Source organism: Paraburkholderia sp. (assembly GCF_047605525.1).
In the GTDB taxonomy this organism is placed as follows: Bacteria; Pseudomonadota; Gammaproteobacteria; order Burkholderiales; family Burkholderiaceae; genus Paraburkholderia.
This window is the reverse complement of the sequence record NZ_JASGFN010000035.1, coordinates 1-26,495: the sequence shown is the minus strand read 5'-3', so window position 1 is coordinate 26,495 and position 26,495 is coordinate 1. Positions and strand designations below refer to the sequence as shown.

Annotated in this window: 18 protein-coding genes, 1 pseudogene and 1 riboswitch; of the genes and pseudogenes, 7 read left to right on the top strand and 12 right to left on the bottom strand. The window is 66.6% G+C overall.

All coding sequences use genetic code 11. The annotated features are described in order from the left end of the window. Nucleotides 1-42: 42 nt before the first annotated feature. From QM685_RS33420 to recC, 3 genes are read right to left on the bottom strand one after another with little or no spacing between them, the layout of a single operon-like run. The gene (locus tag QM685_RS33420) at nucleotides 43-2,100 is read right to left on the bottom strand and encodes an AAA family ATPase (RefSeq protein ID WP_415123527.1); all 2,058 of its coding nucleotides are present in this window, start codon (nucleotides 2,098-2,100) and stop codon (nucleotides 43-45) included. Beyond that, nucleotides 2,097-5,807, bottom strand: a complete 3,711-nt coding sequence (recB, locus tag QM685_RS33415) for an exodeoxyribonuclease V subunit beta (protein WP_415123526.1) — start codon at nucleotides 5,805-5,807, stop codon at nucleotides 2,097-2,099. The genes QM685_RS33420 and recB overlap by 4 nt, the downstream gene beginning before the upstream one ends. Then, nucleotides 5,804-9,247, bottom strand: a complete 3,444-nt coding sequence (gene recC, locus QM685_RS33410) for an exodeoxyribonuclease V subunit gamma (protein ID WP_415123525.1) — start codon at nucleotides 9,245-9,247, stop codon at nucleotides 5,804-5,806. Before recC ends, recB begins: the two co-directional genes overlap by 4 nt. Nucleotides 9,248-9,461: 214 nt before the next feature. Between recC and QM685_RS33405 the strand changes: the two genes are divergently transcribed. Then, nucleotides 9,462-11,969 carry an FUSC family protein gene (locus tag QM685_RS33405; RefSeq protein ID WP_415123524.1) on the top strand — a complete coding sequence of 836 codons (2,508 nt, stop codon included), beginning with the start codon at nucleotides 9,462-9,464 and terminating at the stop codon, nucleotides 11,967-11,969. A gap of 22 nt (nucleotides 11,970-11,991) precedes the next feature. On the opposite strand, the gene QM685_RS33400 is transcribed toward QM685_RS33405, so the two are convergent. From QM685_RS33400 to QM685_RS33385, 4 genes are all read right to left on the bottom strand, one after another. Beyond that, nucleotides 11,992-12,201 (bottom strand): hypothetical protein, encoded by a 210-nt coding sequence (locus QM685_RS33400; protein ID WP_415123523.1) that lies wholly within the window; start codon nucleotides 12,199-12,201, stop codon nucleotides 11,992-11,994. Between the two features lie 268 nt (nucleotides 12,202-12,469). Then, entirely contained in the window at nucleotides 12,470-12,760 is a 291-nt protein-coding gene (locus tag QM685_RS33395; RefSeq protein WP_415123522.1) for a type II toxin-antitoxin system RelE family toxin, read from the bottom strand. Then, nucleotides 12,747-12,989: a type II toxin-antitoxin system Phd/YefM family antitoxin gene (locus QM685_RS33390; protein ID WP_415123521.1), complete on the bottom strand. Its 243-nt coding sequence runs from the start codon at nucleotides 12,987-12,989 to the stop codon at nucleotides 12,747-12,749. Before QM685_RS33390 ends, QM685_RS33395 begins: the two co-directional genes overlap by 14 nt. Nucleotides 12,990-13,207: 218 nt before the next feature. Then, nucleotides 13,208-13,675 carry an Lrp/AsnC family transcriptional regulator gene (locus QM685_RS33385; protein WP_415123520.1) on the bottom strand — a complete coding sequence of 156 codons (468 nt, stop codon included), beginning with the start codon at nucleotides 13,673-13,675 and terminating at the stop codon, nucleotides 13,208-13,210. A 212-nt stretch (nucleotides 13,676-13,887) separates the two neighbouring features. On the opposite strand from QM685_RS33385, the gene QM685_RS33380 reads away from it, so the two are divergent. Next, nucleotides 13,888-14,481 (top strand): cysteine dioxygenase, encoded by a 594-nt coding sequence (locus QM685_RS33380; protein WP_415123559.1) that lies wholly within the window; start codon nucleotides 13,888-13,890, stop codon nucleotides 14,479-14,481. Nucleotides 14,482-14,578: 97 nt separating this feature from the next. Here the strand turns inward: QM685_RS33380 and QM685_RS33375 are convergent, their stop codons facing one another. The 4 genes from QM685_RS33375 to QM685_RS33360 form a co-directional block, all read right to left on the bottom strand. Further along, nucleotides 14,579-17,407: a mechanosensitive ion channel domain-containing protein gene (locus tag QM685_RS33375; protein WP_415123519.1), complete on the bottom strand. Its 2,829-nt coding sequence runs from the start codon at nucleotides 17,405-17,407 to the stop codon at nucleotides 14,579-14,581. A gap of 248 nt (nucleotides 17,408-17,655) precedes the next feature. Next, entirely contained in the window at nucleotides 17,656-18,303 is a 648-nt protein-coding gene (locus tag QM685_RS33370; RefSeq protein ID WP_415123518.1) for an NAD(P)-dependent oxidoreductase, read from the bottom strand. Between the two features lie 182 nt (nucleotides 18,304-18,485). Beyond that, complete coding sequence (locus QM685_RS33365) at nucleotides 18,486-18,941, bottom strand: Rrf2 family transcriptional regulator (RefSeq protein ID WP_415123517.1); 456 nt, start codon at nucleotides 18,939-18,941, stop codon at nucleotides 18,486-18,488. An 87-nt stretch (nucleotides 18,942-19,028) separates the two neighbouring features. Beyond that, complete coding sequence (locus tag QM685_RS33360) at nucleotides 19,029-19,502, bottom strand: hypothetical protein (RefSeq protein WP_415123516.1); 474 nt, start codon at nucleotides 19,500-19,502, stop codon at nucleotides 19,029-19,031. Nucleotides 19,503-19,723: 221 nt separating this feature from the next. Here QM685_RS33360 and QM685_RS33355 point away from each other — a divergent pair, with 221 nt between their 5' ends. Then, on the top strand, nucleotides 19,724-20,305 hold the full coding sequence (locus tag QM685_RS33355; protein ID WP_415123515.1) for a DJ-1/PfpI family protein: 582 nt from the start codon (nucleotides 19,724-19,726) through the stop codon (nucleotides 20,303-20,305). Between the two features lie 36 nt (nucleotides 20,306-20,341). Here the strand turns inward: QM685_RS33355 and QM685_RS33350 are convergent, their stop codons facing one another. Continuing rightward, nucleotides 20,342-22,063 carry a sensor histidine kinase gene (locus QM685_RS33350; RefSeq protein ID WP_415123514.1) on the bottom strand — a complete coding sequence of 574 codons (1,722 nt, stop codon included), beginning with the start codon at nucleotides 22,061-22,063 and terminating at the stop codon, nucleotides 20,342-20,344. A gap of 411 nt (nucleotides 22,064-22,474) precedes the next feature. On the opposite strand from QM685_RS33350, the gene QM685_RS33345 reads away from it, so the two are divergent. From QM685_RS33345 to QM685_RS33330, 4 genes and pseudogenes are all read left to right on the top strand, one after another. Then, nucleotides 22,475-23,662, top strand: a complete 1,188-nt coding sequence (locus QM685_RS33345) for an ammonium transporter (RefSeq protein WP_415123513.1) — start codon at nucleotides 22,475-22,477, stop codon at nucleotides 23,660-23,662. Between the two features lie 118 nt (nucleotides 23,663-23,780). Next, nucleotides 23,781-23,842, top strand: a riboswitch (Fluoride riboswitch). Between the two features lie 72 nt (nucleotides 23,843-23,914). Continuing rightward, nucleotides 23,915-24,295 (top strand): fluoride efflux transporter CrcB, encoded by a 381-nt coding sequence (crcB, locus tag QM685_RS33340; RefSeq protein ID WP_415123512.1) that lies wholly within the window; start codon nucleotides 23,915-23,917, stop codon nucleotides 24,293-24,295. Nucleotides 24,296-24,977: 682 nt separating this feature from the next. Next, nucleotides 24,978-25,814, top strand: coding sequence for an IclR family transcriptional regulator (locus QM685_RS33335; RefSeq protein ID WP_415123511.1), 837 nt, complete (start codon nucleotides 24,978-24,980; stop codon nucleotides 25,812-25,814). A gap of 456 nt (nucleotides 25,815-26,270) precedes the next feature. Beyond that, nucleotides 26,271-26,495: pseudogene (locus QM685_RS33330) on the top strand (multidrug transporter subunit MdtA); the annotation flags it as partial.

The window sequence follows — 26,495 nt, the reverse complement described above, 5'->3', positions numbered from 1 at the left end:
CTCCTCGCTCCCGCGCCACAGCCCGCCTCGACCTCAGTAACGCTATGCGTCCGCGATGCGTGCGTCCAGACCGGAATCGCGCTGCGTCGGCGTGGCGATCGCCTGCGCGAGCACCGCGGGCGCGCCGATCACCTCGACGCGTTCGCGCGCCCGCGTAATCGCCGTGTACACCAGCTCGCGCGACAACACCCGGCTGAACACCGACGGCAACACCAGCACCGCATGCTCGAACTCCGAGCCTTGCGACTTGTGGACGGTCAGCGCGAACGCGGTGTCGTGCGGCGGCAGCGCGGCCGGCGATACCGCCCGCAAACCGCCGTCGCCGGAGCGGAAATACACGCGCAGCGCGCCGCCCGCGCCCGGCAGCGCAATGCCGATGTCGCCGTTGAACAGGCCCAGCGCGTAGTCGTTGCGCGTGACCATCACCGGACGCCCAGCGAACCACTGCGCGCCGATCGCGAGCGTGACGCCCGCGGCGCGGCGCACCTGGGCCGCCATCGCCGCGTTGACCTGATCGACGCCGCGCGGCCCGACGCGTGTCGCGCACAGGATGCGGAAGCTGTTCAACGCGTCGAACAGCGGCAAGGGGTCGGGTGCATCGGTTGCGAGCGCCGCGGCGAGTGCGTCTGCATAAGGCGCGAAGCCGGCGGCGAGCCGCGCGACGGTGTGCTCGGCCAGCGTCGTGTGGGCGTCTTCGCGCAGCGCCGCCGCGCAGGTTTCGGTCGGCTCGACCCGCAAGATCTCGAGCGCGGTGCTCGCCGAACCGTTGCGGATCGCGAGCGATAGACGGCCGATTGGCGATTCGAGACCAAAGCGGTAATTACGTTCGAGCCAGACGACGCAGTCGGCGAGCGGGTTTCCTTCGTTCGCGGGCAGCCCCACCGGCTCGGCCGATTCGCGTGCAGCGGGCTCCATGCCGTCGAACAGATCACCCGGCGGTTCGGCTTCGAAAACTTCCCGCGCTTCGGGCGTCTGATCGAAATCACGCTCACGCGACGCGCGCGGCAACGCCTTCGCAAGCCGCGCCTCGTCGATGTCGAGCGCCTGCGCGACGCGCCGCAACCCGTGAGCCGTCAACGCCGGCCGCGCGCTGAGTTCGGCGAACACCGCGCCGGCCTCGACCGCGGCAAGCTGGTCCTTGTCGCCGAGCATCACGAGACGCGTGTGCGGCGCGATCGCATCGAGCAGATGCGTCGCCATCGCGACGTCGATCATCGATGCCTCGTCGATCACGACCACGTCGTACGGCAGCGGATTGTCGCGATGATGGCGAAAGCGCCCGCCCGGCCCCGAGCCCAGCAGACGATGCAGCGTGTACGAGGTTTGCGGCAAACGCGCGGCGAGTTCGGGCGGCAGATCCCCGGCGCGCGCGAGCAACGCTTCCTGCATCCGCTGCGCCGCCTTGCCGGTCGGCGCCGCGAGCGCGATGCGCAGATCGGCGCGCGCATCGATCAGGCACGCGAGCACGCCGACCACGGTCGTGGTCTTGCCGGTGCCCGGCCCGCCGCTGACGATCGTGAGCCGTCCCGACAGCGCCATCACGGCCGCGACGCGCTGCCAGTCGACCTCATCGTCTTTCGGCGGCCCGAAGTAGCGCAGCAGACGTTCGCGCAAGGCTGCGGGATCGCTCTCGATATCGGCATCCGTCACGCGCCCTTCACCCCTTGCGTGCGCAACGAGCGCGCGCGCCAGACGCCGCTCGTAATCGTAGTAACGCGCGAGATACAGCCGCCCCTGCCCGTCGATCACGAGCGGCAGCAACGCCGCCGCGCTCCGCGCGCTGCCGTCCGCCATGCTGCTCGCCATCCCGCTCGCGAGCAGCGCCGCGCGCACCTCGGCGCTCGACGCGTCGAAGCGGCTCGCAAGCACCGCGAGCGGTACGCACACGTGACCTTCGGCGGTCGCGCGGCTCGCGGCAAACGCGCCGCGCGCGGCCCACCTCACCGCATCGGACGATGCGCCGCCGCGCCGCGCGAGCATACCGATACGGCGCGCGAATCCTTCGGCGAGCGCGATACTGAAGTCGGCCGGCGCGGGCAGATTGACGCCGATGTCATCGAGGCCTGGCGGCGGCGCCGCGCCCTGTTCGAGCGTGCTCATGCGCCACCCCCGATCATCGCCGCGTCGAGCAGCGCAACGAGCTCAAACGGTGCCCGCCGCCGATGCACACCGGCCGGGCCATCGGCATCGCGCCAATCCGGCCGCACGCCGCGCACGAACAGATACAGATAACCGCCGACATGCGTGTCGTACGCATAGTCGCGCACGCGCGTTTTCAGATAGCGATGCAGCGCGACCGTATAGAGCAGCGCCTGCAGGTGATACGCATGGCTCGCCATTGCCGCTTCGAGCGGCGCGGCGGCGTAGTCGGCGACGGTGTCGCCGAGATGATTCGATTTCCAGTCGACGATCCAGAAGCGGCCGTCGTGCTCGACGATCATGTCGATAAATCCTTTGACGAAACCACGCAGCACGCCGGGCTCCAGCGCGACGTCGGGATAGCCGTATTCGATCAGCAATTCGCGCAGCGCCGGGAAATCGAGCGACGGCGCCGCGAACAGAAACTCGAGTTCGTTCAGACGCCGGTGCCGGTCGAGCTGTGCGAGCGTCATGCCCGGCACGAGTTCGGTCGAGACGACGTCGCCGATCAGCCGATGCATCATCGCGGGCAAGCGCGCCGCAAGTTCGGGCGTGGCCGGCGCAGGACGCTCGCGCAGCGCACCGCGAATCGCGTCGGGCCATGTATGCGAGTCGGTGAAATCGGCGAGTTCGAACATGCGGTGCAGGCAGTCGCCCGCCGCCGCGCCGCGCGGGAACGCGAGGATGTCGTCGGCGGCATGTGCCGGCGCGTTCGCAGCCACCCCCCGTACAAGCAGCGGCGCCGCTTCGAGCGCGTCGGCAATTTCATCGTGATCGGGTCGCACGTCCTCCTGCGGCGCACGCGTGTGAGCGTCCCCGCCGCGGCCACCCGCCGCGATCAGGCCGCTGAAACTCGCCATGCGCCACTGATCGCGCAGCGGCCGGCGATGCACGCGCGCCTGTAGATGCGCGCCGTGATCCTGCAGGCTTTCGAGCGGTATGGGACGCGTCACTTCGGGCAGCGGCCGCAACGTGACCGGTCCGCCCGCGAGCGCCTGCCAGCTTGCGGCCAACGCGGCTTCGTCGGGCGGCTCGGCGAGCCACGCGTCGAACGTGTGGCCCGCGCCGCCGACGAGCCAGTTCAGCACGCTGCGGCGCGACTCCTTCGTCGAACGCGACGACAGATATGTGCCCACGACCAGATAACAGCGATACACCGCGCGCGTGAGCGCCACATAAACGAGGCGCGCGCGCTCCGCCGCCTGCTCGCGCACCGCGTAACGCGACGCGCGCTCGGCCTCGTCGTCGTCGCAACCGTAGTGCAGCACCGCGTCGCCGGTCTCGTCGTGATATTCGCGCGCATCGGGCAAGCCGGACGACGGCGGCTCGCGCAAGCCGCCGTCGTTGAGGAACGGACAGAACACGACCGCATATTCGAGGCCTTTCGACTTGTGGACGGTCACGATCTGCACGAGATTGCGATCCGATTCGAGCCGTAGTTGCGCCTCTTCACCGCCACCCTGCTCGCGCTGCGCGGCGAGCCAGCGCAAGGTCGGCGCGATGCCGGGCTGCGTGGCCGCGCGCGCCTGCACGAGTTCGGCGAGGTGATTCACGTTGGTCAGACGGCGCTCGCCATCGGGCCCGGCGACGAGCCGTTGCGCGACGCGCAGCTCGCGCATCAGCGTACGCCACATCACCGCGAAGCCACGCTCGTGCCACAGCATGCGGTAGCGCGAAAAACGCTCGACCCAGCCCATCGCGTCCGCCGCCTGTGCCGGGTCGTCGACTGGCGCCGGCGCGTCGGCGACCTGCTCGAGACGCCATAGCGCGGCGGCGTCGAGCCCGAGCCAGTCGGTCGCGAGCGCGGCGCGCAGACGGCGCAGATCGCCGGGCATGTCGATCGCGGCGAGCACACGCTCGATCTGCTCGGCATCGGGCGTCGCGAACACCGAAGCCTGCGCAAGCTCCACGCTGCCGACGCCCCACGCCGCGAGCACGCGTTTGACGAGACTGCCCTGCTTATGCGTCTGCACGAGCACCGCGATGTCGCCCGGCGCGAGCGGCCTGTCGCCGATCGTTACCGTACCCTCGCGCGCGCCGCGCAGAAGGCGCACGATCTCGGCCGCGCACGCTTCGCTCGCGGCGCGCTGCGCGGCGCGTTTGGTCAGCGCCGCCTCGCCCTGCGGCAAGGTCCAGATGCGGAAATCGCCGCCGCTCGCATCGGGATCGACAAACGGCGCGCGACGCCGCTCGCCCGCGCGCACCGGCTGATAGTCGAGCCCTTCCAGCACGAACGCCCGCGGGTTGGCTTCGAAAACTCGGTTGCAGGCGTCGACGATCGGCGCGGTCGAACGCTGGTTGACGGCGAGCGTGTAGCACGCGGATGCGGACACGCGCGCGGCGAGATAGGTGTGCAGATCCGCCGCACGGAAACTGTAGATCGCCTGCTTCGGATCGCCGACCAGAAACAGCGGCCCGGCCGGCGCGAAGATACGGCTGAAGATCGCGAACTGCAGCGGATCGGTGTCCTGAAACTCGTCGATCAGCGCGGCCGGATAGCGGCGGCGCAACGCATCGGCGAGCCACGCATGCGCGGCGAGCGCACGATACAGGTTCGCGAGCAGATCGTCGAACGAGACGACGCGGCGCGTGCGCTTGCGCGCCACCAGTTCGGCCGGCGCGTAGTCGAGCCAGGTCTCCACGAGCGCGAGCCAGCGCGCGCGTTGCGCGGCTTCCGCCGCGGCAACGGCGGCCGCGAGTGCTTCGGCATGCTCGAAGAACGGGTGCTGGGGCGGTTCGAACTTGACTCTGGTCGCCTTCTTCAACGCCGACGCGGTCAGCTTCAACGCGGCGCGCGGCGGCGGCGCATGGCAGTCGCCCTGCGCGAAGTAATCGGTCCACGCGGCGATCGCCGCGCTCACGTGATCGGGCTTGTGCGTGGTCTTGCTCAGCCGCTCCTGTGCCGCGGCGAGCAGACTGACGATCGCGTCGCGCTCAGCCTGCCAGATCGCGCACGCGGCATCGAAACCGGCTTGCGCGTCGACACCCGCGCCGTCCGCGTCCACACGGCCCCAGCGCAATTGCGCGAGCGGCTTTTTCAGACGCCTCGCGAGCTGCTCGTCGAGCGACGCGGGGCCGGCACGCTTCGCCACCAGCCACGCGGCGAACGCGGGATGCGCATGCGCGATCGGCTCGACCTGCTCGCGCCAGAAATCGGCGGCAAGTTCGAAACGCAGCGCGGCATCGTCGGCTTCCATCTCGAACGCGAACGGCATCGCGGCGGCGAACGGCGCCTCCTGCAACGCGCGCTGACAGAACGCGTGAATCGTGTGGATCGCGGCCTGATCGAACGTGCGCAGCGCGCGGCGCACCACCTTCAGCGCCTCGTCGCGCCCGATGCCGCTTTGCGGCGCGAGCGTCGTTTCGAACAGCCGTTGAATGAACGGATCGCCGCCATCGTCGTCCATCTCGATCGCGCGATGCAATTCCGCGAGACGGCCGCGAATGCGCTCGTGCAGTTCGGCGGTCGCCGCCTTCGTGAACGTCACGACCAGAATCTGATCCGCGTTCAGATTCTTTTCGAGCAGCAGGCGCACGTACAGCGCGCAGATATTCCACGTCTTGCCGGTACCGGCCGACGCTTCGATCTGGTTGACACCGTCGAGCGGGCACGCGAACACGTCGAGCTCATCGGCGATCAGCGCATGGTGGCGCGGCGCGGCGCTCATGATGCGCTCCGCAGATGCTGGATCAACGGCTTGAATACGATCGCGGCGAGGCTGCCGAACGGTTCGTCGAGCGTGAGCGGCGTGCCGCGCAGTGCGATGCGCAATGCAGGGTCGTCGGCTTCGCCACGCACGCGATCGTTGATCCACACGCCTTGCGCGGCCGAATCGCTTTCGCTGACTTTGGTCCACGCGCTTTTCGGGAAAAAGCGCAGCGGCAGCCGGCGGCCGGCTTTGAACAACGCGGCGAGCGGCGCGAGTTCGTCGAGGGGAGCCGCGACCGGTGTGAGTTCGAAACTGTCACCGCTGCCGTGCCAGACGGTGCGGCGCGGACCATCCGGCTGCGCCGCGCAATAGACCAGATGCGCAAGCCACGCGGACAGATAGTCGCGCGCGGTGGCTTTGGCGTAACGAAAGATCACTTGCCCGGTTCCGGTCAGCAGGTTCAACGTGCCGCGCAATTGCAGCGGCGTTTCGGCGGCCTCGCGCAACGCCGCGTCGTGCGCGCCGAACAGCGCGACGGGGAAGTCCGTGCTATCGGCGCTATCGGGCCAGCGCGGCGCGATGTCGAGCACGAACGGCAAACGCTCGACACCGGACGCCACCTCGCGACGCACGCTCGTTGCCAGTTGCCGCAACGCGGCGAGTTCGCGCGCGCGCCATACCGCGCCGGTCGCGCCGCCGGGCAGCTCGGGGCTCGCCTCGGCCACGCGCCGCACACGCTCGAACATGACTTCGTCCTCGCTATCGGTGTCGAGCAGCACCGGCAACAGACGTCCGGCGAGCGTGTCGCGGCCCGCGTAATCGAGCTCGAACGGTTCGGTGTCGAGCAATTCACCTTGCGCGTCAGACAACGCAATGCCGAGGCGATCGCGCAGCAGCGCCCGTGCAGGGTGGCGCCAGAAGCGCACGAAGTCGTCGAATTCGACCTCGCAGGTGTCTTCCGGCGGCAGCGGCTGGTCGAAGAACGGCGCGGCGGCCGGATGCCGAGGCTCGGCGAGCAGCGTCGCCAGTTCGGCACGATCGGCGTCGTACGTGAACAGGTCGGGCTTCGATGAAAAATAGTCCGACGCGAACGCCTGCAACGGATGCTCGACGATGAATTCGCGCCGCGCGGCATCGACTTCCGCTGGACTCGCGCCCTCGCCCGCCGACACCCGCGCGAGGTGATCGAGCAGTTCGTCGACGAGCGCGGCCGGCGGCAGCGGCGCGTTGTCGCGGATGCTGCGGCCGGTGTACGCGATGAAGAACCGTTCGCGCGCGGCGAGCAGCAGATCGAGGAACAGGTTGCGCTCGTCGTCGCGGCGCTGGCGGTCGCCGGCCTTGCCGAACGCGGCCATCAGATCGAACTCGTCGGCGCGCGCGAGCGAAGGCAATACGCCGTCGTCCATGCCGAGCAGGCAGATGACGCGAAACGGCAAGCCGCGCAGGCTCGTGAGCGAAGAAAACGTCACGCTGCCCCACGGCACACCGCCGCGCGCGGGGTCGTCGAGCGCTTCGGTGAGCGCGCTGCGCACCACCGACGCCGGCAATCGCACATCGTGCGCGCCGGCCTGCATCGCGTCGCTCATCGCGCCGATCGCGTCGCGCACGGCGGCGAGCGTTTCGGCGAACTCGACGCCGCCGTCGAAGCACTGCGCAAGCGTTTCGAGCAATAGCCGCGCCCATTCGGCGGGCGGCCGCTCGATGGCGCACTGCGCCGCGAAGCTGTCGATGTCGTCGACGAAACGCGACAGGCGGCCGAGCAGTTCCGCGTCCGAGCCCCCCGCGCCTTCGACCGGCAGCCAGGCGTCGACGGGCTCGCCACCTGCCGGCATCGCGTAGCCGAGATAGAGCCGCGTGAGCGCATCCGCGAACGTATGGCGCGCGACCGGCACGTTTTCGCCGACCGGTTCGAGCGGCGCGAGCCCGCGCCGCGCGCCGGCCGCCGCGAGCCATTCCTGCGCGACTTCGAGCAAATTCGCATCGATCCCGTAACGCACGGCGATCGCGTCGACGCGCAGCCATTCGATCAGATCCGGCGCGCCGACGCTGCGCTCGGGCAGCGCGAGCCAGTCGAGCAGCAGACGCGCGACCGGATTCGCCTGCGACGGCGGCAGGCCGGTGATCCGATACGGAATGCGGCGCGTGTCGCCGGCCGGCGTGGTGCCGAACACCGCGTCGATCAGCGGACCGGCTGCCGCCAGATCGGACACCGCGACGAGCACGTCGGACGGCTGCAGATCGTCGAACTCGTCGAACCAGCCGAGCAGCCGGTCGTGCAGCACTTCGAGCTGACGCGACAGGCTATGGCAGACGTGCACCTCGATGCCGCGCTCGAGCGGCGGTTCGTCCGCGTCGCTCTCCGCGCGCAGATCGAGGATGCCGTTCTGCACCGCCGCGAGCCAGCTCGGCTCCGGGTTTTCAGTGAAGTCGCCGGTCTCGGCGGACGCGGCGCTCTCGGTCAGCTCGTGCAGCATGTGCAGTTGGGCCTGGGTCTGCCGGCCCCACTCGGCGAGCAGCGGATGGCCGACTTCCTGATAGTCGAGCTGCCCGGCCGCATCGAGCGCCTGCACGCGAGCTTCGCTGACGACGTCGAACCAGAACTCGCGGCACGGATTCATCACGTACAGACGCACGTCGACCCAGCGCGACAGCGCGCGCAGCAGCGCGATATGCAGCGGCGGCATGGTCGGCAGCGCGAACACGCTGACCGCCTCGGGCCAGCGCGCATTCGAGATCGCCTCGAGATCGAGCGTGCCGATCTGATCGAGGAAGCGGTACGCGGGCGGCAGCGCGGCCGCGGGCGAGTGCGCGTGTCCCGTGTGTTCCATGTGTTCCGTGACCGGCCGCGCCGCTTGCGCGACTTCCGCGAGCACCGCGCGCCACAGCGCCGCCTGCCAGCGCTCGTCTTCGCGCGCCGCCTCGCTCGCGCCACTCAGGCGCGGGCCGGTATCGTCCGCGCTTTTGTCGGCTGCGCCGCTCGCGAAGATCGAGCCGCCCTTCTGCCACTGCAACAGCCATTCCGGACGGTACGTCAGGTAGTGATCGAGCACGGTCGCGACGCGCCGCGCGAGTTCGTAGCGCATCGACGCATCCGCCGCATCGAGATAGGTGCGCAGACGAGGCGACGCGTTCCACGGCGGTGCTTCGTGCGCGTCAGGCCCGGTCCCGAGCAGGCGGTAACAGCGCCACACGAGCCGGTCCGGCGCGAACGGCGAATGCCTCGGCACCTCGATCACGCCGCCGATCTGCGCCCACAGCCATTGCGCGAGGTAACAGAAGTCGATGTTTGCGCAGATGCCCCGGCGCGTCGCGATATCGAGCTCGAGCCGCCTGCGCACGGCCGCGCTCGGCACGATCACGGGCTGCGCGGTCCACGGGTCGGCCGGCGCGCGCGCGAGGTCGTCGAGCAGCGCGCCGACCAGCGTTTCATAGCGGTTCGAGTAGAAGAGCTGCAGCATGGATTCCGGGTGAGATGTGACACGCGGGTGGCTCGCGAGCGGCGCGCGCGAGCCACGGCGGACATTGAAGCGACAGCATAACAAACGCGCTCCCAGGGCATAACCTGGCCGAATGGCCAAGGTCAGAACGCGCGCAAAATCAGTTAGACTCGACGGCAGTTTCGAGTTGTCTTTTCAACTGCGGCTTTCTCGGTGAATGGATTTCAGGTAGTCGATGCGCTATTCGGTCGAAATAAAAAAATTCCTCTATAGCCAGTATTTCTATGGCGGCCTGCGCATCGCGGTCGGCGTGTCGTTACCGGCCATCCTGTGCCTGATCGTGTTTCACAACCGCGAACTCGGTTTCACGATCGCGACCGGCGCGCTCGGCGCCTGCGTCGTCGACATGCCGGGCCCGCTCAAGTACAAGCACAACGAGATGCTAGCCTGCACGGTGATCGGCTTTCTGTCCGCGCTCGCCACCGGGCTTGCCACCGTCAATCCGGTCGCGCTGTGGTGCACGGTCGTGCCGCTCACCTTCGTGCTGTCGCTGATCGTCGTGTACGGCAACCGCTGGCCGCAGATCAGCTTCGCGACGCTGTTCATGATGATCATGACGCTCGAGGAGCACTTCACGCCGATGCAGGCGCTCATCAACGCGTCGTGGATCCTGCTCGGCGGCCTCTGGTACACGTACTGGTCGACTTTCGTGAGCCGCTGGATGATGCATCGCATCGAGCAGCAGGCGCTCGCCGAAAGCGTGTTCGCGTGCGCCGACTATCTGCTCGCGCGCGCCGCGTTTTACGACCTCGACAACGATCTCGACGAGTGCTACCGCAACCTCGTCGACAAGCAGATCTCCGCGGTGGAGCGCCAGGACGCCGCGCGCGACATCGTGCTGCGCAATCTGCCGACGTTGAAGCGCGGCGAGCTCGAACCGCGCCGCGCGATGCTGTACAACCTGTTCATCAATACCGTCGATCTGCACGAGCTGTTCGTCGGCGCACAAACCGATTACACGCTCGTGCGCAGTACGTTCGGCGGCTCCGATCTGCTGGTGTTCTATCGCGATCTGATCCGCAAGGCGGCCGAGGATCTCGAGGAGATCGGCCTCGCGGTGCTGCAGAACCAGGCGCCGCGCCGGCGCGTGAACGTGAAGGCGGAACTGCGCGCGATCGAGTACGAAATCGAGCTGATGCGCAAGCAGGCGTTGCCGGCGCAGAACCCGGAAGCGTATTCGGCGGTATCGTCGAACTTCCGGCGCATCTGGAGCGCCACGCGGCTGATCGACAAGATGCGCCGCAGCCTCACGACCGAGCCGGGCGCGACCGAAACCGAATTGCGCATCGACGAGGCGCTCACCCGCTTCGTGTCGAGCCGCCGCGTGCCGTTCGGGCAGATCTTCTCGAATCTGACGATGGCCTCGCCGAGCTTTCGCCACGCGCTGCGCGTGACGATCGCGGTCGCCGTGGGTTTCTGGCTCGGCCGGCTGCTGCCGCTCACGAACGCGTACTGGATCGTGATGACCACCGTCATCATCCTGAAGCCCGGCTATTCGCTGACCAAGCAGCGCAACGGGCAGCGGATCATCGGCACGCTGATCGGCTGCGCGGCGAGCATCGCGCTGATCATCTTCGTAAAGGAGCCGCACATCCTGATGGTGGTGATGTTCGCGTCGATGGTGATGAGCTACAGCCTGCTGCTGTTCAATTACACGGCGAGCGTGGTGTTCACGTCGTCGTACGTGCTGATGATGTTTCATCTGCTCGCGCCGGGCAGCATGCGCATCATCGGCGAGCGCGCGATCGACACCGTCGTGGGCTGCGCGATCGCGATCGCGGCGAGCCATCTGTTCCCGTACTGGGAATACCGGCTGATGGGCAAGCTCGTCAACAACATGATCAGCGCGACGCGGCAGTATCTGGAAGCGAGCTGGTGGTGGAGCGGCAGGCCGGCCGCGGCGGTCGTGACCGCCGTGACGGAAGCCGGCGCGCGCGCGCCGGCGGCGGCGATGGCGGATCCGGCGATCGGGTTTGGGGGAACCGCGCTTGCCGGGGCGGGCATTGGCGCTGATGGCGGCGCCGGTGCCAGCGCCAGCGTGGCCGCACGGCCGGTCGCGAACACCGGCATCGACACGAGCGCGGCCGATGCCGCCACGGACACCGCCACGACCACGATCAGCAACGCGACCGCGCGACCCGCCGGCGGCGCATCGGCCGCGGCCGCCGCGGCGGCCACCGCGCTCGATCGCGACTACCGCTACCGGCTCGCGCGCAAGAACGTCCACGTCGCGTTCGCGAATCTGGGCCAGGCGTTCCAGCGGATGATGCTCGAGCCGAAGTCCGCGCAGAAGTTCGTGCCGGAACTCAATGGCCTGCTGGTGCGCAGCCACGTGCTCGCGTCGCAGATCACCGCCGCTGCCCCGTTGCTGCGCACCTCCGCGCAACAACAGCAGCAGGTCGAGGACATCTCGCTACAGCCGCTGCAACGCGCGCTCACCCTCGTGCGCGACAACCTCACCGCGGCCGAAGCCGGCATCGCGTTGCCCGGCGAGCAGAGCGAGCAGATCAAGCTGATGAATCGCGAACTCGATGCGATGGTCGTCGAAACGGAGAAATCGCCGGACTATGCGGCCGATGCCGTGCACGACATGAAGCAGCTCGCTCACCAGTGCAAGCAGATGCTGGCGGCGTCGGCGCAGATTCGCAAGGATGCGAGCATCATCCGGCTGCCGGAGGAATAAAACGGGAGGGAAGCGGCTCGCGTTACTGCGCGGCGCCGCTCGCGGGCTTCATCGCATTCGCCGCCGCCGCGGCCTGCGACGTCACCGACGGCGCCTGCGCGTTCTGGCTGTCGAACTCGTCCTTCTCGCGGATCGCGTTGTAGAACAGCGTGGCAATCACCAGCAGGATCGCCACCACGATGAAGACGGCGATGCCCAAGGTCGGGTTCTTCTTGCGCGGCGGTTTGTTCATGAAGCAGGCTCGGTTCGCGACGCGGTCGCGGATGGGTCGGGGAAGGCGGAATTCTACGCCCACTGAGCTTGCACACGGCTTGCAGTCGACAGCACCGGCAATGAAGCGGGACGCGTGGCGCTCACCTTCAACCCAGCAAGCGGCGCACCTACCCCATGCGCCGCGCATCGTGCGTCGCTCTATACATCACTTGTGTGTCATCCGCGATTTTCACGTCACTGCAAAAAACGCATCGTTAAATGAAAAAAGCCCGCCGAAGCGAGCTTTTTTACTTCAATCGAGCTATCGCCGCAGCGTAGACGGCACTTCGCTCGCGCTTGCCTACCGACACCACAGTAACAGTAATGGTGCTATCAACTACCTGATACACGAGTCGATAACCTGATGCCGCAAGCTTGATCTTGTAGCAGTCTGGCATCGTGCTTAAGCGCGCCGACTCGACACGCGGATTTTCCAGTCTTTCCGCAAGCTTGCGCTTGAACTGCTGGCGCACCGTGTTGTCGAGGTTGTCCCACTCCTTTCGGGCGGACGTCAAAAACTGCAGACTATAGGTCTTCAAGTTTCACGCTCACAGCAGTTTCGCCGCTGCGCGCCCTGACGATTTCCGCCAGCTCGATGTCTTCAAGCCTCTCGCAAATCGCTTCCCATTCCACGGCCGGGATCAGGTATGCGACCGGTTTGTTTCTGTTGAGCACGGCGACCGGTCCATCAGCTTGCTCGATTGCAGCAGTCGGATTGACCTTGAGCTCGCTGATGCCAATCGATGTGCGGGCAAGAATGCTTTCCATCGGGGTATTACCTCTCAGCCAATTTAGCCGCCAATATTGCGTCGTTTCGTCTTCAGAAGAGCACGGACCTCATGAAGTCGTTGGCTGGCGCCTAGAAAGACCCATTTAAAGATTTAATAATAGGTCATTTATCAGGTCTCGTCAAATTCCTCTCGAGACAATTCCGGGCAGGGACAAAAAGATGCGGCGGCACCCCTGATACGCGACAAAGGTTAGGCTTACACGGTGTACCGCACCGGCAACGCCGTCGAGTACTTGATCTGCTCCATCGCAAAACTCGAACTCACGTCGTACAGCGGCACGGTCGTGATGAGTTGCTTGTAAATACGGTCGTAGTCGTCGATATCGGACACCACCACGCGCAGCAGATAGTCGGTCTCGCCGCTCATCCGGTAAACCTCGACCACCTCCGGAATGTCCCGCACCGCCTGCGTGAACGTGGCGGCCCACGCCTCGGTGTGCTGGTTGGTGCGCACCGCCACGAACACCGTCGTGCCGACGCCCAGTTTGCGCGCGTCGCACAGCGCCACCTGCGCGCGAATCACGCCCGCCTCCTTGAGCCGCTGGAGCCGCTTCCAGCACGGCGTCTGCGACAGGTTCACGCGTTGCGCGAGTTCGGCGATCGGCATCGTCGCGTCTTCCTGCAACAGTTCGAGCAGCTTGCGATCGATGATATCCATACCCATGGGACACTCCATATAGGAAATTATTCTACTTTTTAGAGCCTCGAGGGAATTATATGAAAACTCTTTCTCCGGTCAAACGGGTATAAATATCGATACCGAAAATAGCCGACAGGCAGCGCGCACGCTGCACCACGACCATGAGCGACAACCTTCGCGCCAGCGCTTTCGAGCGCACTTCCCACTTCCTCGCCACGCTGGCGGAACCGGCCGGGATGCCCACCGGCACAACGTCCGTCCATATGCCGAGCCGCCACGGCCGCACGCCGCTCGAGCGGCTGTGCGACACGCTGGACGCGATGTTCGAGGCCTGCGCGAAATTTCCCGAGCCGTCGCATTCGACGTTCTTCGCGCGCGGCATGCGGCTCGCGCTCGCCGAGGCGGCCGCCGATCCGGCCCTGCTCGAACCGGCGCAACGCGAAGGCTCGGCCACTGGCTATCGCCGCCATCTGCTCGCCGCCGATCCGTACGGCCGTTACGCGATCGCCGCGCTGGTCTGGCAGCCGGGCCAGGCGAGCCCCGTGCACGCGCATCACACGTGGTGCGGTTACGCGGTGGTCGAAGGCAAGCTCAGCGAGACGATTTACGAATGGAACGACGCGCGGGATTGCGCGAGCGCGCTGCGCTCGCAGGCGCGCCAACGCGGCGCGGTGTCGTTCGTGCGCGACGGCCGCGGCGCGATTCATCGGCTCGGCAACAGCAGCGACGCGCCGGCCGTGTCGCTGCATGTCTACGGCGTCGAAGGCGCGCGGATCGGCACCCATGTGAATGACATCGTGCGCGTGGCCGACGCGGCGGCATTGGTTTGACGGGCCAACGCCGGGCGCGTCGCGGCGCGGGCCGGCATCAATTGAAGTCGATCAGTTGAAATAATTGCGCCGCACGCCTGATCAGATTCTCACCCCGTCAACTCTTGCCGCCCGCATCGCCGGCTGTCGGAATCTGCGGCGGAATCGGCGCGGTCTGTCCGGTCGGTGGGGGCGCCGGACGCGGCTCATGCGACACGTCGCGTGCCGGCGCAAGCGGCACCTGCGCCGACACGTGCGGCGAAGCACCGATCCCGCCCGGCTCGTGCGCCCCCGCGTGCGCATTCTCGTGCACCCTTTCATGGGTCTGCTCGTACGTCCTTTCATGCGCGCGGGCCGACACCGCCTCCTCGGCCTGATCGCGCGCGCTCCCTCGCGCCCGCTCATGCGCTTCCCCACGCGACTCGCCATGCGCATGCCGGCTCTCCCGCGCCTCCACGGGCGCGACGAAGCCGGTCATCTCATCGTCGCGCAACGGTTCGCCCTCGCTATCCTTCGACGACGTGTACACCCGCATCTGCGCGACCGGAATCTCGATCCCCGCTTCGTCCATCTTGCGCTTGAGCTGCAGATTGAACGCGCGCGCGACGCTCCATTGCTGGAGCGGCCGCGTCTTGATCTGCCCTTTGACGACCATCCAGTTCGGATCGAAGCGGTCGAGCCCCCACACCTCGATCGGCCCGAGCATCTCGCGCCGGTAGCGGAAATCAGCCATCAGATCGGCGCCGACCTCGCGGATCAACTGGATGATCTGATCGACGTCGGTCGAGAACGACATGCGCACCTCGAACACCGCATACGCGAAATCGCGAGACAGGTTCTTCACGATCTTGATCTGCGAGAACGGGATCGCGTGGATCGCGCCCTGCCCGTCGCGCAGCCGCACGGTGCGAATCGACAGATGCTCGACCGTGCCCGCGTGTCCGCCGTCGACATCGATCCAGTCGCCGACCGAAATCGTGTCCTCGATGATGATGAACAGGCCCGTGATCAGGTCGGTCACGAGCGACTGCGCGCCGAAGCCGATCGCGAGACCGATCACGCCCGCGCCCGCGAGCAGCGGCGTCACGTTGATACCGAGATTGGCGGCGGTGACGATGCCCGCGATCGTCATGATCGTCACCAGCAGCACGTTGCGCACGAGCGGCAGCATCGTGCGCGCGCGCATGCTCGGGGCGCGCGCCTTGTTGCGCGCGCTGCCCGGATTGAGCGACTCGGTGATCGCGGTGTCGATCAGAATCCACAGCAGCCACGCGATGAACACGGTCGCGACGATCGCCGTGACCGCATGCGCGATGCCGCGCGCCGCGACGTTTTTCTCGACCATCGCGGCAAGCGACACGCCCCACAAACGCGCCGCGAGTTCGAAGAAGAACAGCCAGATGAAGAGCGTGAACAGCGTGCCGCAAAAGCGCAGCAGCCGCGTCAGATACGGTGAGCGGCGCCGCGCGCGGGCACTGCGCGGACGCGTCATGCGCAGCACGATCGCGGACAGGAAAAACGCGAGCACCAGCAACAGCGCGGTGACGATCGAAATCTGCAGCACGTTTTCGCTCGAGTCCGAACCGCCAAACGTCGCGACCACCGAGGCGGCCGCGAGCACCAGCACCGGCACGTGCCACAGCGCGGCAAGCACCTCGAACGCGTCGGTTGCGGCCTTGTGGTCGTTGCGCTGCTCGTAGGGCCGGTTGCGGATCAGATGCGCGACCGGGCGCCGGAACGCGACCGCGAAATAACCGGTCAGCACGGCGGCCGTCATGTTGGCCGCGGTCGAAATCAGCGCGGCGAGATTCGGGCCGAGCTGATGCGCGACGTCGTAATTGACGGCCGCGTCGCCGAGCGCGCCGCACACGCCGATCACGAACAGCACGCGCCGCGCGTGATCGATCAGTTGACGCACCGCGACGCGCCGGTGCCCCGAGCCGAACAGAGAAAACATGATCAGGCAGATCGCCGAAAACACCGCGCCCGCGACGATCGCATACGCGACGACCATGCCGAGCGTGCGGCCGAGCGCATCGGGCATCGCGCGCACGAACAGCAGCGCGGCGAGAAACGCGATGATCCACGGGCCGACGCGGCGTAGCGCGAAGATCAGCAGCTCGCGCGTGGTCGGGTTCGGCCGCAGTCCGACATCGATGCCGAAGCGCCGGTAGAAGCGGTGCTGCAGATAGATCAGCGCGCCCGCGCATGCACCCCAGCCGGCCAGCATCGCGAGCATCGACAGCAGGATGCGGCCGAGGCTCTCGCGCCCCTGCCCCGAGACGATCGTGAAGAGCTCGTTGCCGGCCGCGTTGACGCGCCCGCTCCAGTAGCGCACCGGCGTGCGGCCCTGATGCACGTCGGATTCGAACGACGCGATGCCCGATGCGATCGCGCCGAGCAGGCCGGGACTCGGTTGCACCGGCGCAGCCGGGCCGACGGTTTGCGCGGCGTTTTGCGATACGTCGCGCAGTTTCTTCAACTGGCTGACGAGCGCGGCGCGCTGGCGGTCGTTGTCGAGCGTGCTGATCACGCTGTCGAGCGAGCGCGCGAGTTCCGCCTGGCTCGCGGGCGATGGCGCGGAGGCCGCGTCGGCCGCCGATGCGCCCGAAGCCGCCGACGCGGGCACCGCCGCTGTCACCGTCGCGCTGTTGATGAGGCTTTGCAATGCCGGAATGACCGGCGTGCCGGTGCCGACCACCGGGCCCGCGGCTTCGGCCTGTAACGGGATTGCGCCGAGGCACAGCAGCAGCGCGGCGCCCAGCAGCGCGGCGATCCATGTGCCGAATCTCGCTGACATGCACGCGCGGATGTCACCGCTGGACGCGCGGCGAGTCGTGCGGGCGGTGGGGTCGGAGGAAAAATGAGGGGCGGCGCGGGTCGCCGGCTGCTGCGCGCCATCAGACGGCGCAGCCTCGGACTCACGCCGCAACGGGCATGACTGCATGGCAATCCGCAAGAAAACGGAAGACGCCAGTGTAGCCGCAGTTGCGCCCGGCGCGCCCGAACATGCGTAACCGATTGTTAGTGTGCTTGCGCGGGCGGTAATGGGTGTGCGGTGGAATGTATGCCGGCCGGGCGACGGCTTTACGCATTCACGCATCACGCATCACGCATCACGCATCACGCATCACGCATTATGCATTCGCGTGCTGCGGGCGTAAGGCAGCGCAACGCCGCCGGCACCGGTCCCCGTCAGTACGCCGCCGTCGCGATCTGCCGGATGAAACGGCCCTGTTCCAGTTCGTCGACGAATGCGATCGCATAGTCTTCCGCGGAAATGCGGCTATTGCCATCCGCGTCGGCAATCAGCGTGCTGGCGCCCGTGCGGAACTTGCCGGTGCGCTCGCCCGGCGCGATCAGCGCGGCCGGCGCGAAGAACGTCCAGTCGAGATCGGCGACGCCGCGGTAGTAGTCGAATGCGTCGCGGTGCGCGAGCGCGATTGCCTTATAGGCGTCCGGAAAACCTTCCGTGTCGACCAGTTGCCTGCCCGGCGCGACTTCGAGCGAGCCCGCGCCGCCCACCACCACGAGGCGCTTCAGACCCGCCGCGCGCACGCCCTCGACTAGCGCCTGCGTCGCGCTGCTGAGCGTCGCGAGGTCGCTTGGCGGCGGCGCATACGCACTCGCCACGACGTCGTGACCGCGTACCGCCGCGCCGACGCTCGCGGCGTCGAGCAGATCGGCGCGCGCGGCGTGCAGATTCGCGACGCCGGCCGGCACGCGCGCCGGGTCGCGCACGAGCGCCGTCACCTGATGCCCGCGACGCGCGGCCTCGGCGGCAATCCGCGAACCGATCATGCCGGTTGCTCCAAACAATGCGATCTTGAGTTGCTGGCTCATTTCACCGTACTCCTGATGTCGATATATGTAACCACAAAAGTTACATATAGAGTGGAAAAAAACGGGGTGTTCACCCCGTCCGTTTTTTCAGGCGCGCGTGCCGCAACCGCCCGACACGCGCCACCGATACTGCTTTCTGTCCGCCTTCTGCCGTTTATTGCCGCCCGCTCATTCCCGCGGCGTCACGCTTGCGCGCGACGCCTGCGCTCGCGCTGCTTTTCCGCCCGCACCACGTCGGCCGTCGTATCGGCGAGTGTGCGCGCGGCAAGCGATGCCTCCATGGCCCGCTGCGCTTCGTCGATGACACCGCGCAGCACGCCCTGGATATGGCGTCCTACCATGCACGCCGGATTCGGATCCTCGCGATGCAGCGCGAGCAACTGAGCATCTTCCACCGCGTGATACACCTCCAGCAGCGTGATCTGCTCGGGCGGCCGCGCGAGCAGCGCGCCGCCGCCCGAGCCGAGCTGCGACGTGGTCAGTCCCGCTTGTGCAAGCATGGCCAGCAGCCGACGGATCAGCGCGGGATTCGTGTTCACGCTGCCCGCGATCATTTCCGAAGACAGCGGCACACCGCCCTGCAACGACAGCAGTGCGAGCACATGCACGGCAAATGCAAACCGGCTACTCGTGTTCACAGCGAATCCGCCCGGCAACGACAAAATGTAACCATGGTAATTACATTTATCTCCGCCGTCAAACCGCGGAATGGAACCGTGCGCCTGTCATTTGTCCATCTGCTTCTGTGCGTCGGAAGAATCGGCGGAGCTGGTCGAGGCGCTCGCCGCAGCCGCTGACGCCGAATTCTGCGCCGACCACGACTGCAGCTTGCGCCCCGCCACTTCGAGACCCTGGCCGGTAATCGACGCAGCCTTGCCGAGCTGCGCGTTGGCCGCGCTCGCCGCGTTCTGCAGATTGGCCTGCGCGCTCGACGCGAGCGCGGCGGGATCGATCCTGATCGACGGCGCGGACGCGGATTCGAGGTTCTGCTGCGCGGCGGAGCGGGTCGCGTCGACCTGCTGGCCGACGTAGCTCGCCGCCTGATCGAGCTTCTGACCGGCGGCCTGAGCGGCATCGTCGAGCTTGCCGGCGACCTGACCGGCCGACGCGTCGTTCTTCTGGCATGCGGCCAGCGCGCCGAAGACGAAGAGGATGCACGCCACGCGGCGCGGCAACGACGAGGAAAGAGCTGAAATCATGTTTGGGTAGGAGCCGCGCGGGGCGGCTCGTGCATGCGAAGACGCGCCAATGATACCGCCGAAGCGCCGCGCGCCCCAGTCACCGCCCCACCTCGTCGCGGTTCTGTCAAACATGATGGAGTAGACTGCCAGAGTATCAACCAGCATCTGTCAGCATCTCCTCGCGTCGATGCCCGTGCGGACCTCGGCGCAGTGTTTCGTTGATCAACTGGAGGCATACGATGGCGGCAAAGAAGATTCTGTTCCTGACCGGCGACTTCGCCGAGGACTATGAAACGATGGTGCCGTTTCAGGCGCTGCAGGCAGTCGGCCATGTCGTCGACGCGGTCTGCCCGAACAGGAAGGCGGGCGAGCGTGTGAAGACCGCGATCCACGATTTCGAGGGCGATCAGACTTATACCGAGAAGCCGGGCCACCAGTTCACGTTGAACGCAACGTTCGACGACATCGATCCGCGCCAGTACGACGCGCTCGCGATTGCCGGCGGCCGCGCGCCGGAGTATCTGCGGCTCAATCCGAAGGTGATCGACATGGTTCGGCAATTTGCCGAGGCGGGCAAGCCGATCGCCGCGATCTGCCATGCGGCGCAACTGCTCGCCGCCGCCGACGTGATCCGCGGCAAGCGCATTTCCGCGTATCCGGCCTGCGCGCCCGAAGTGAAGCTGGCGGGCGGCGAGTATGCCGACATCCCCGTCGACGCCGCGATCACCGACGCCAATTTCGTCACCGCGCCCGCGTGGCCCGCGCATCCCGAGTGGCTGCGGCAGTTCTTCGTCGTGCTCGGCACGCGGATCGAGCACTGAGTCCGGCGGCGAGCGCGTTCGGCGCTCGCCGCAACTTCATCGGCCAACTCCATTGGCGATTTCGCGTGCATCCGCCTGCGCCCGCCCGCTCCCCTTGTCGCGTGAAAGCTGACCCGCGGCCGCTTCCGGCCGCCGCCCGGCCGCCGGCTCTCTCGCTCCCGCATTCGCCGCCGCCAACCCGGCTTCGGGCAGCGACAGATAAAACGTCGTGCCCGCCCCTTCCTTCGATTCCGCCCACACGCGTCCGCCGTGCCGCTCGACCATCCGCCGCACGAGCGCGAGACCGATGCCCTCGCCGGCCGTCGCATTGCCGTGCAGACGCTGAAACGCACTGAAAAGACGCGGCAGCGCGATCGCCGGAATGCCGAGGCCGTTGTCGCGCACATAGAAGATGCGCAGTGAATGCACACCCGGTGGCGCGGGCGTCGTGCCGATTTCGATGCGGCCTGCGCGCGCCGGATCCAGATAATTGACCGCATTGCCGACGAGGTTCGCAAAGATCTGTTCGAGCGCGGTCGGATCGCCCCACACCGCGGGCAGTTCGCCGACGGTCACGCGCGCGCGCCGCGCGCGGATCGAGCCCTGCATCGCATCGACGACGCGCTGCACGATGTCGCGCACGTCGACTTTCTGGCGCCGGTACTCGACGCGGCCGACGCGCGACAGCCGCAGCAGCGCGTCGATGATGTGCGACGCGCGCAGCACGGCGGTCTGCAGATAATGCAGCGCCTCGCCGATGTCTTCCTCGACGATCCGCTCGATCCGCCGCCGCGTGTCCGCCGCGAGCGACGATTCGCGCACCGCCACGCGCAGCTCGTCGCACGCGCGGATCAGCTCCTTCGAAAAGCCCTGCAGGTTCACGAGCGGCGCGCGCAGATCGTGCGACACGCTGTAGATGAACATTTCGTTTTCCTGGGTCTGCTGCCGCAGCGTCTCGTTGATGCTCGCGAGCTCGGCCGCGCGGCGTTCGAGATCCGCATGAAAACGCGCCTCGATGCGCTCGGCTTCGAGCAGACGCCGGCTGGTCTCGTGCAACGTCAGATCGAGTCGCGCGATCTCGTCGCGGCCCGCGCCGATCGGCGCAAGCGGCTCGTTGCCGGCGAGGCGCCCGGCGTTGTCCGACAGCAACGCGAGCCGGCCGCGCACGCCGCGCGTGAACAGCCACACGGCCAGCGCGACGAACAGCAGCGAGCCGAGCGCGGCCGCGACGATCAGCGTCTGCTGCCGCTCGCGCGCGGCGCTGGCGGCGTTCGCGCGCAGCGTGTCGATACGCCGCTCCTCGGCCTGGAACGCGGTGACCTGCACGCGGAAGCGATCGAGCACGTCGACGTCGGAGAGGTCGTGAAAACGCTCGCGGATATCGGCGCGGCGCCCCGCATGCAGCATGTCCTGGATCCGGTCCGACCACTGGCGGTACGCCTGCGCCGCCTGGCGCACCTCGACCACGCGCTCGACCTGCGCGGGATTGTCGGCGACGAGCTCGGCCAGTTGATCGATGCGCCGGTCGACGTCCACCCAGGCCGCGACCGGCGTCGTGAAATGCGTGTCGTTGGCGAGCACCGCGCCGCGCAACGCGACGGACTCCACGAGCACCGGATCGAGAATCGCGGTGGTCTGACGCAGCACGTCCTCGCTATGCATCGCCCAGCGCTCCGCCTGCGTCGTGTCGGCCTGCGCCTTCACCAGCCCGGAAAGTAACGCCAGTTCGAAGACGGCCGGAATCGCGATCAGCAACAGGCCTTTAGTGGTCAGTCTCATGCGTGCACATTGGAGGAAGTAGCCGGCGGATCATGCACGGGGTCGGCACATTATGTCGGCGTTTGGGCGGGAAGACAAAGAGGGGCACGAGTCGCGGCGGGCGTCTGTGCCGACGCGGGCGGCAGTGCCGCCACACCACGGGCATCGGCCGTCAGCATGCGGAATAAAGCTGTAATTAAAATCGAATATTGCGCCCCGAGTTGGATCATCTCCGGTGCGATCCTGGCTATATGCACATATATTGTGCTTATCGTCACCGTTAAGGTGCGGATCGCGCTTCATTCCGAAACACTCAGATCATCATCGGATCCCATCCCGGTGCCAGACTGCACCGTGTCGATGCGATCGGCACAACTTTGGCCCGCTTCTTGCTCGCATAGCGCACTTTTTTGGCATAAGCGGGACACATCGATGGAAAGTCTGAAATCCGGCGCCGATACCGAGTTTCTTCTGCTCGGCGCCGCCATGGTGCTGGCGATGCACGCGGGGTTCGCGTTCCTCGAACTCGGCACGGTACGCAAAAAGAATCAGGTCAATGCGCTGGTCAAGATTCTGGTGGACTTTTCGGTCTCGACGATCGCGTATTTCTTCATCGGCTACACGATCGCATATGGCGTGCAGTTCTTCGGCAGCGCCGAATCGCTTGCCCAGCACAACGGTTATGGACTGGTGCGCTTTTTCTTCCTGCTGACGTTCGCCGCCGCGATTCCCGCGATCGTGTCGGGCGGCATCGCCGAACGCTCGAAATTCAACCCGCAACTGTTCGCGACCTTCGTGCTGGTCGGCTTTGTCTATCCGTTCTTCGAAGGGATCGTCTGGAACAACCGTTTCGGCATCCAGGGCTGGCTCGCGCACGTGTTCGGCGCGCCGTTTCACGACTTCGCCGGCTCGGTGGTCGTGCATGCGTTCGGCGGCTGGGTCGCGCTGCCGGCCGTGCTGCTGCTCGGCGCGCGCCACGGACGCTACCATCGCGACGGCGGCATCGCCGCGCATCCGCCGTCGAACATTCCGTTTCTCGCGCTCGGCGCATGGGTGCTGACAGTCGGCTGGTTCGGCTTCAACGTGATGAGCGCGCAGACGCTCGACAAGATCAGCGGTCTCGTCGCGGTCAATTCGCTGATGGCGATGGTCGGCGGCACGCTGACCGCCTGGTTCGCCGGCCGCAACGACCCCGGCTTCACGTATAACGGCCCGCTCGCGGGGCTCGTCGCGGTGTGCGCGGGCTCGGACATCATGCATCCGCTCGGCGCGCTGGTGACGGGCGGCATCGCCGGCGTGCTGTTCGTCTATATGTTCACCTGCGTGCAGAACCGCTGGCGCATCGACGACGTGCTCGGCGTGTGGCCGCTGCACGGCCTGTGCGGCGCATGGGGCGGCATTGCGGCCGGCATCTTCGGCACGCACGCGCTCGGCGGCCTCGGCGGCGTGTCGTTCGGCTCGCAGGTGATCGGCACCCTCGGCGGGATCGTCGTGTCGGGGCTCGGCGGCACGGTCGTGTACGGCCTGATCCGCATGACGGTCGGCCTGCGGCTCGACCAGGAAGAGGAATACAACGGCGCGGATCTGTCGATCCACAAAATTTCGGCGACGCCGGAGTGAGAGGGCGCCGGGCGCAGTGTCCGTCCGCGTGGCGAGCCCGGCGGCGGATACGCAATGCCGTCGCTGCGCGTCACCGCCGCAGCCCGCCTGTCCCCAAATGCCCGTGCCGATGTTAGACTTCGCCGCTGGAGATGGCATTCTCCGTTAACCGCCCCTGGGGCTGATGATGCCTGCTACGCCCGGCTATGCGGACGCGGCATCGGCTCGCCCGCATGAACCGGTTTGTCGACACTCCGGTTTCCGTACCTCTCCATGTACTGGTCCTTACTCGCTGTCGCCATTGGCGGTGCACTCGGCTCGCTGTTCCGCTGGTTCCTCGGCATTCGCCTGAACGGCATTTTTAGCGGCATGCCGCTCGGCACGTTCGCCGCGAACGTGATCGCCGGCTACATCATCGGCGTCGCGATCGCGGGCTTCGCGCGCGTGCCGCAAGTCGCGCCGGAATGGCGGCTTTTCGTCATCACCGGCCTGATGGGCGGACTCTCCACGTTCTCGACCTTCTCCGCCGAAGTCGTGCAGCGTCTGCAGGACGGCCGGCTCGGCTGGGCGGCGGGCGAAGTCGTGATTCACGTGAGCGCTTCGCTTGTCATGACGATTCTCGGAATCGCGACTGTTTCGCTGCTGGCGCGTTGAGATCGTCGCGAGAAATATAGTCGTAGCGCGCCGTCCGGCTATTAATTGCTCCGCGCTCGACAAAATCCTGTTCGGGATCACGTAAAGCGTATCGGAGATGCATCCAGTGAGTTGAAAAACCCACCGGCAATTCATCCAGAAAATCGACCCGACAATTGAGCGGGGCATCACGCTTCGCCATGTCACCGCCTTCGATGCCCCTTAACTGATGCGGCCCGTCGGCAATATCAAAGTAAAGCGATAACCGGCGCAAAATCGCCGCTGATGAAAAACATCAAAAAAAAAGCGTCACGTTGCCGTGACGCTTTAAAAAAGTTCTAGCCATTCCGAGGGCCGTGCTAGAACCTGAGAGAGGGGATTCGAAAACGAAGCCGCCGAAAACCGGGAAAATCGCCGTAGCCTGTCGACGACAAATCCTGTCAATTCACATTAAACCCATAATGTGAACAGCGAACGCGGAAGCTGAAATCATTTTCGAAATGAAGTTCCATTTTTTATGGTTATGCTGACCAAGTCAAGCAAAATATAAGAAGGCCCGGCGTGTTCCGGAAATTTATTCCGATACCATGAATCTTCTTATGAAAAGTAAGCTTATGCGCGGAGTGGAGACGATGACGCCGTCTCGCCCACCAGCCACCAGCGGGTTACGCACACATAATCTGAAATACAGTTCCAGAAAACGATGAATCACCCCGCCCGTACCCAGATCGAAGCCGCCCAAACCAAAGAGAAAGAAGGCACGAGCGACGAAGTGACCGCGCTCGCCCGCGGCCTGACCGTGCTGCGCGCCGTCGCCGCCGCTCACGCGCCGCTCAGCAATCGCGAGCTCACCGAGCAGACCGGAATTCCGAAACCCACGGTCTCACGCATCACCGCGACGCTCGTCAGCGCCGGCTTCCTGTTGCGGCTGCCCGACAGCGAGCGTTTCGTGCTGACATCGTCGGTGCTCGAACTGAGCAACGGCTTTCTGCGCAACTTCGACATTCGCGCCCGCGCGCGGCCGTTCCTGATCGAGCTCGCGGAACGCACCGCGCTGTCCGTGCATCTTGCGGTGCGCGACCGCTACGACATGGTCGTCATCGACACGATCCGGCCGCGCTCCGCAGTCCTCGTGTCGCGGCTCGAAATCGGCTCGCGCGTGAGCCTTCCGCGCACCGCCGTCGGCCGCGCGTACCTCGCGGCGCTCGCGCAGCCGGAGCGCGACCGGCTGCTCACCGGCCTGCAGACTGCCGAGGGCGACGATTGGGGCTACCTGGGGAGCCGACTCGAAAGCGCGGTCAGGGACACGCTCGAACGCGGCTTCGCGATCGCCACCGGCGAGTGGTACGACGGCCTGAACGCGATCGCGCTCGGCTTCGTCGGGCCTTCGGGCGAGCGCTACGCGGTCAATTGCGGCGGCTCGGCCGATCAGTGCCCGCGCGACTGGCTGATCTCGCACGCGGCGCCCGCGCTGCTCGAATGCATCGACAAGATCGTGCAGGAAATCGGCGGTTCGCCGGGGCGCCGGCTCAACGAATGACGCATAAAGACGGCTTGAAATGGCAAGTCCGGCGGCGCGCATTGCACTCGCATCCGCCCTCGCGCCGTCTCGCATTACACTGCCGCGCGCGCCCAGCCGACAATATCCCAACATCCTGTAACCTTCGTAATCAAACGAAAAATAGACGGCTGGACTGTTACAGATGCCGCAACGTACGATCACGCATCCTGTGGCGGAAAGCTTGCGCAACAAGCCTCGGCGCGGTCGAAAGCGGGCTTTGTCTGGCCATGATGATTCCGCCTTGCGCTTTTGGCGTGCGCTTTTGGGTGCGTTAACATCTCTGTCCCGCGCCTCGGGTAGCATCGCGCTTCAGCGTGCACGGCGCACTCGCTGCCGAGACCGCCTGTCACACCGCCCGCGCGCGGTCCGCCGCCCTTCAACGATGGCAACCGCGCGAGCAATTCACATCACAAAGCCAGCCACCTGACCGAACCGATGGACGAACAACAAAAGCATCCGGAAACCCAACGCCCCGCCGCCCCGGCTTCCCAACCGTCCGCCGGCGGTGCGCAAGCCGGCGCGCCCGGCACGGTGAAGCGGCATCGCGGCCGCACCATTGCACTGATCGTCGCGGCGCTGGTCATTCTCGGAGTCGTGCTGTGGCGCTGGCATCCGTGGGGCGGGCCCGGCAGCGGCGCGAGCGCGCCGGCTGCCGCGAGC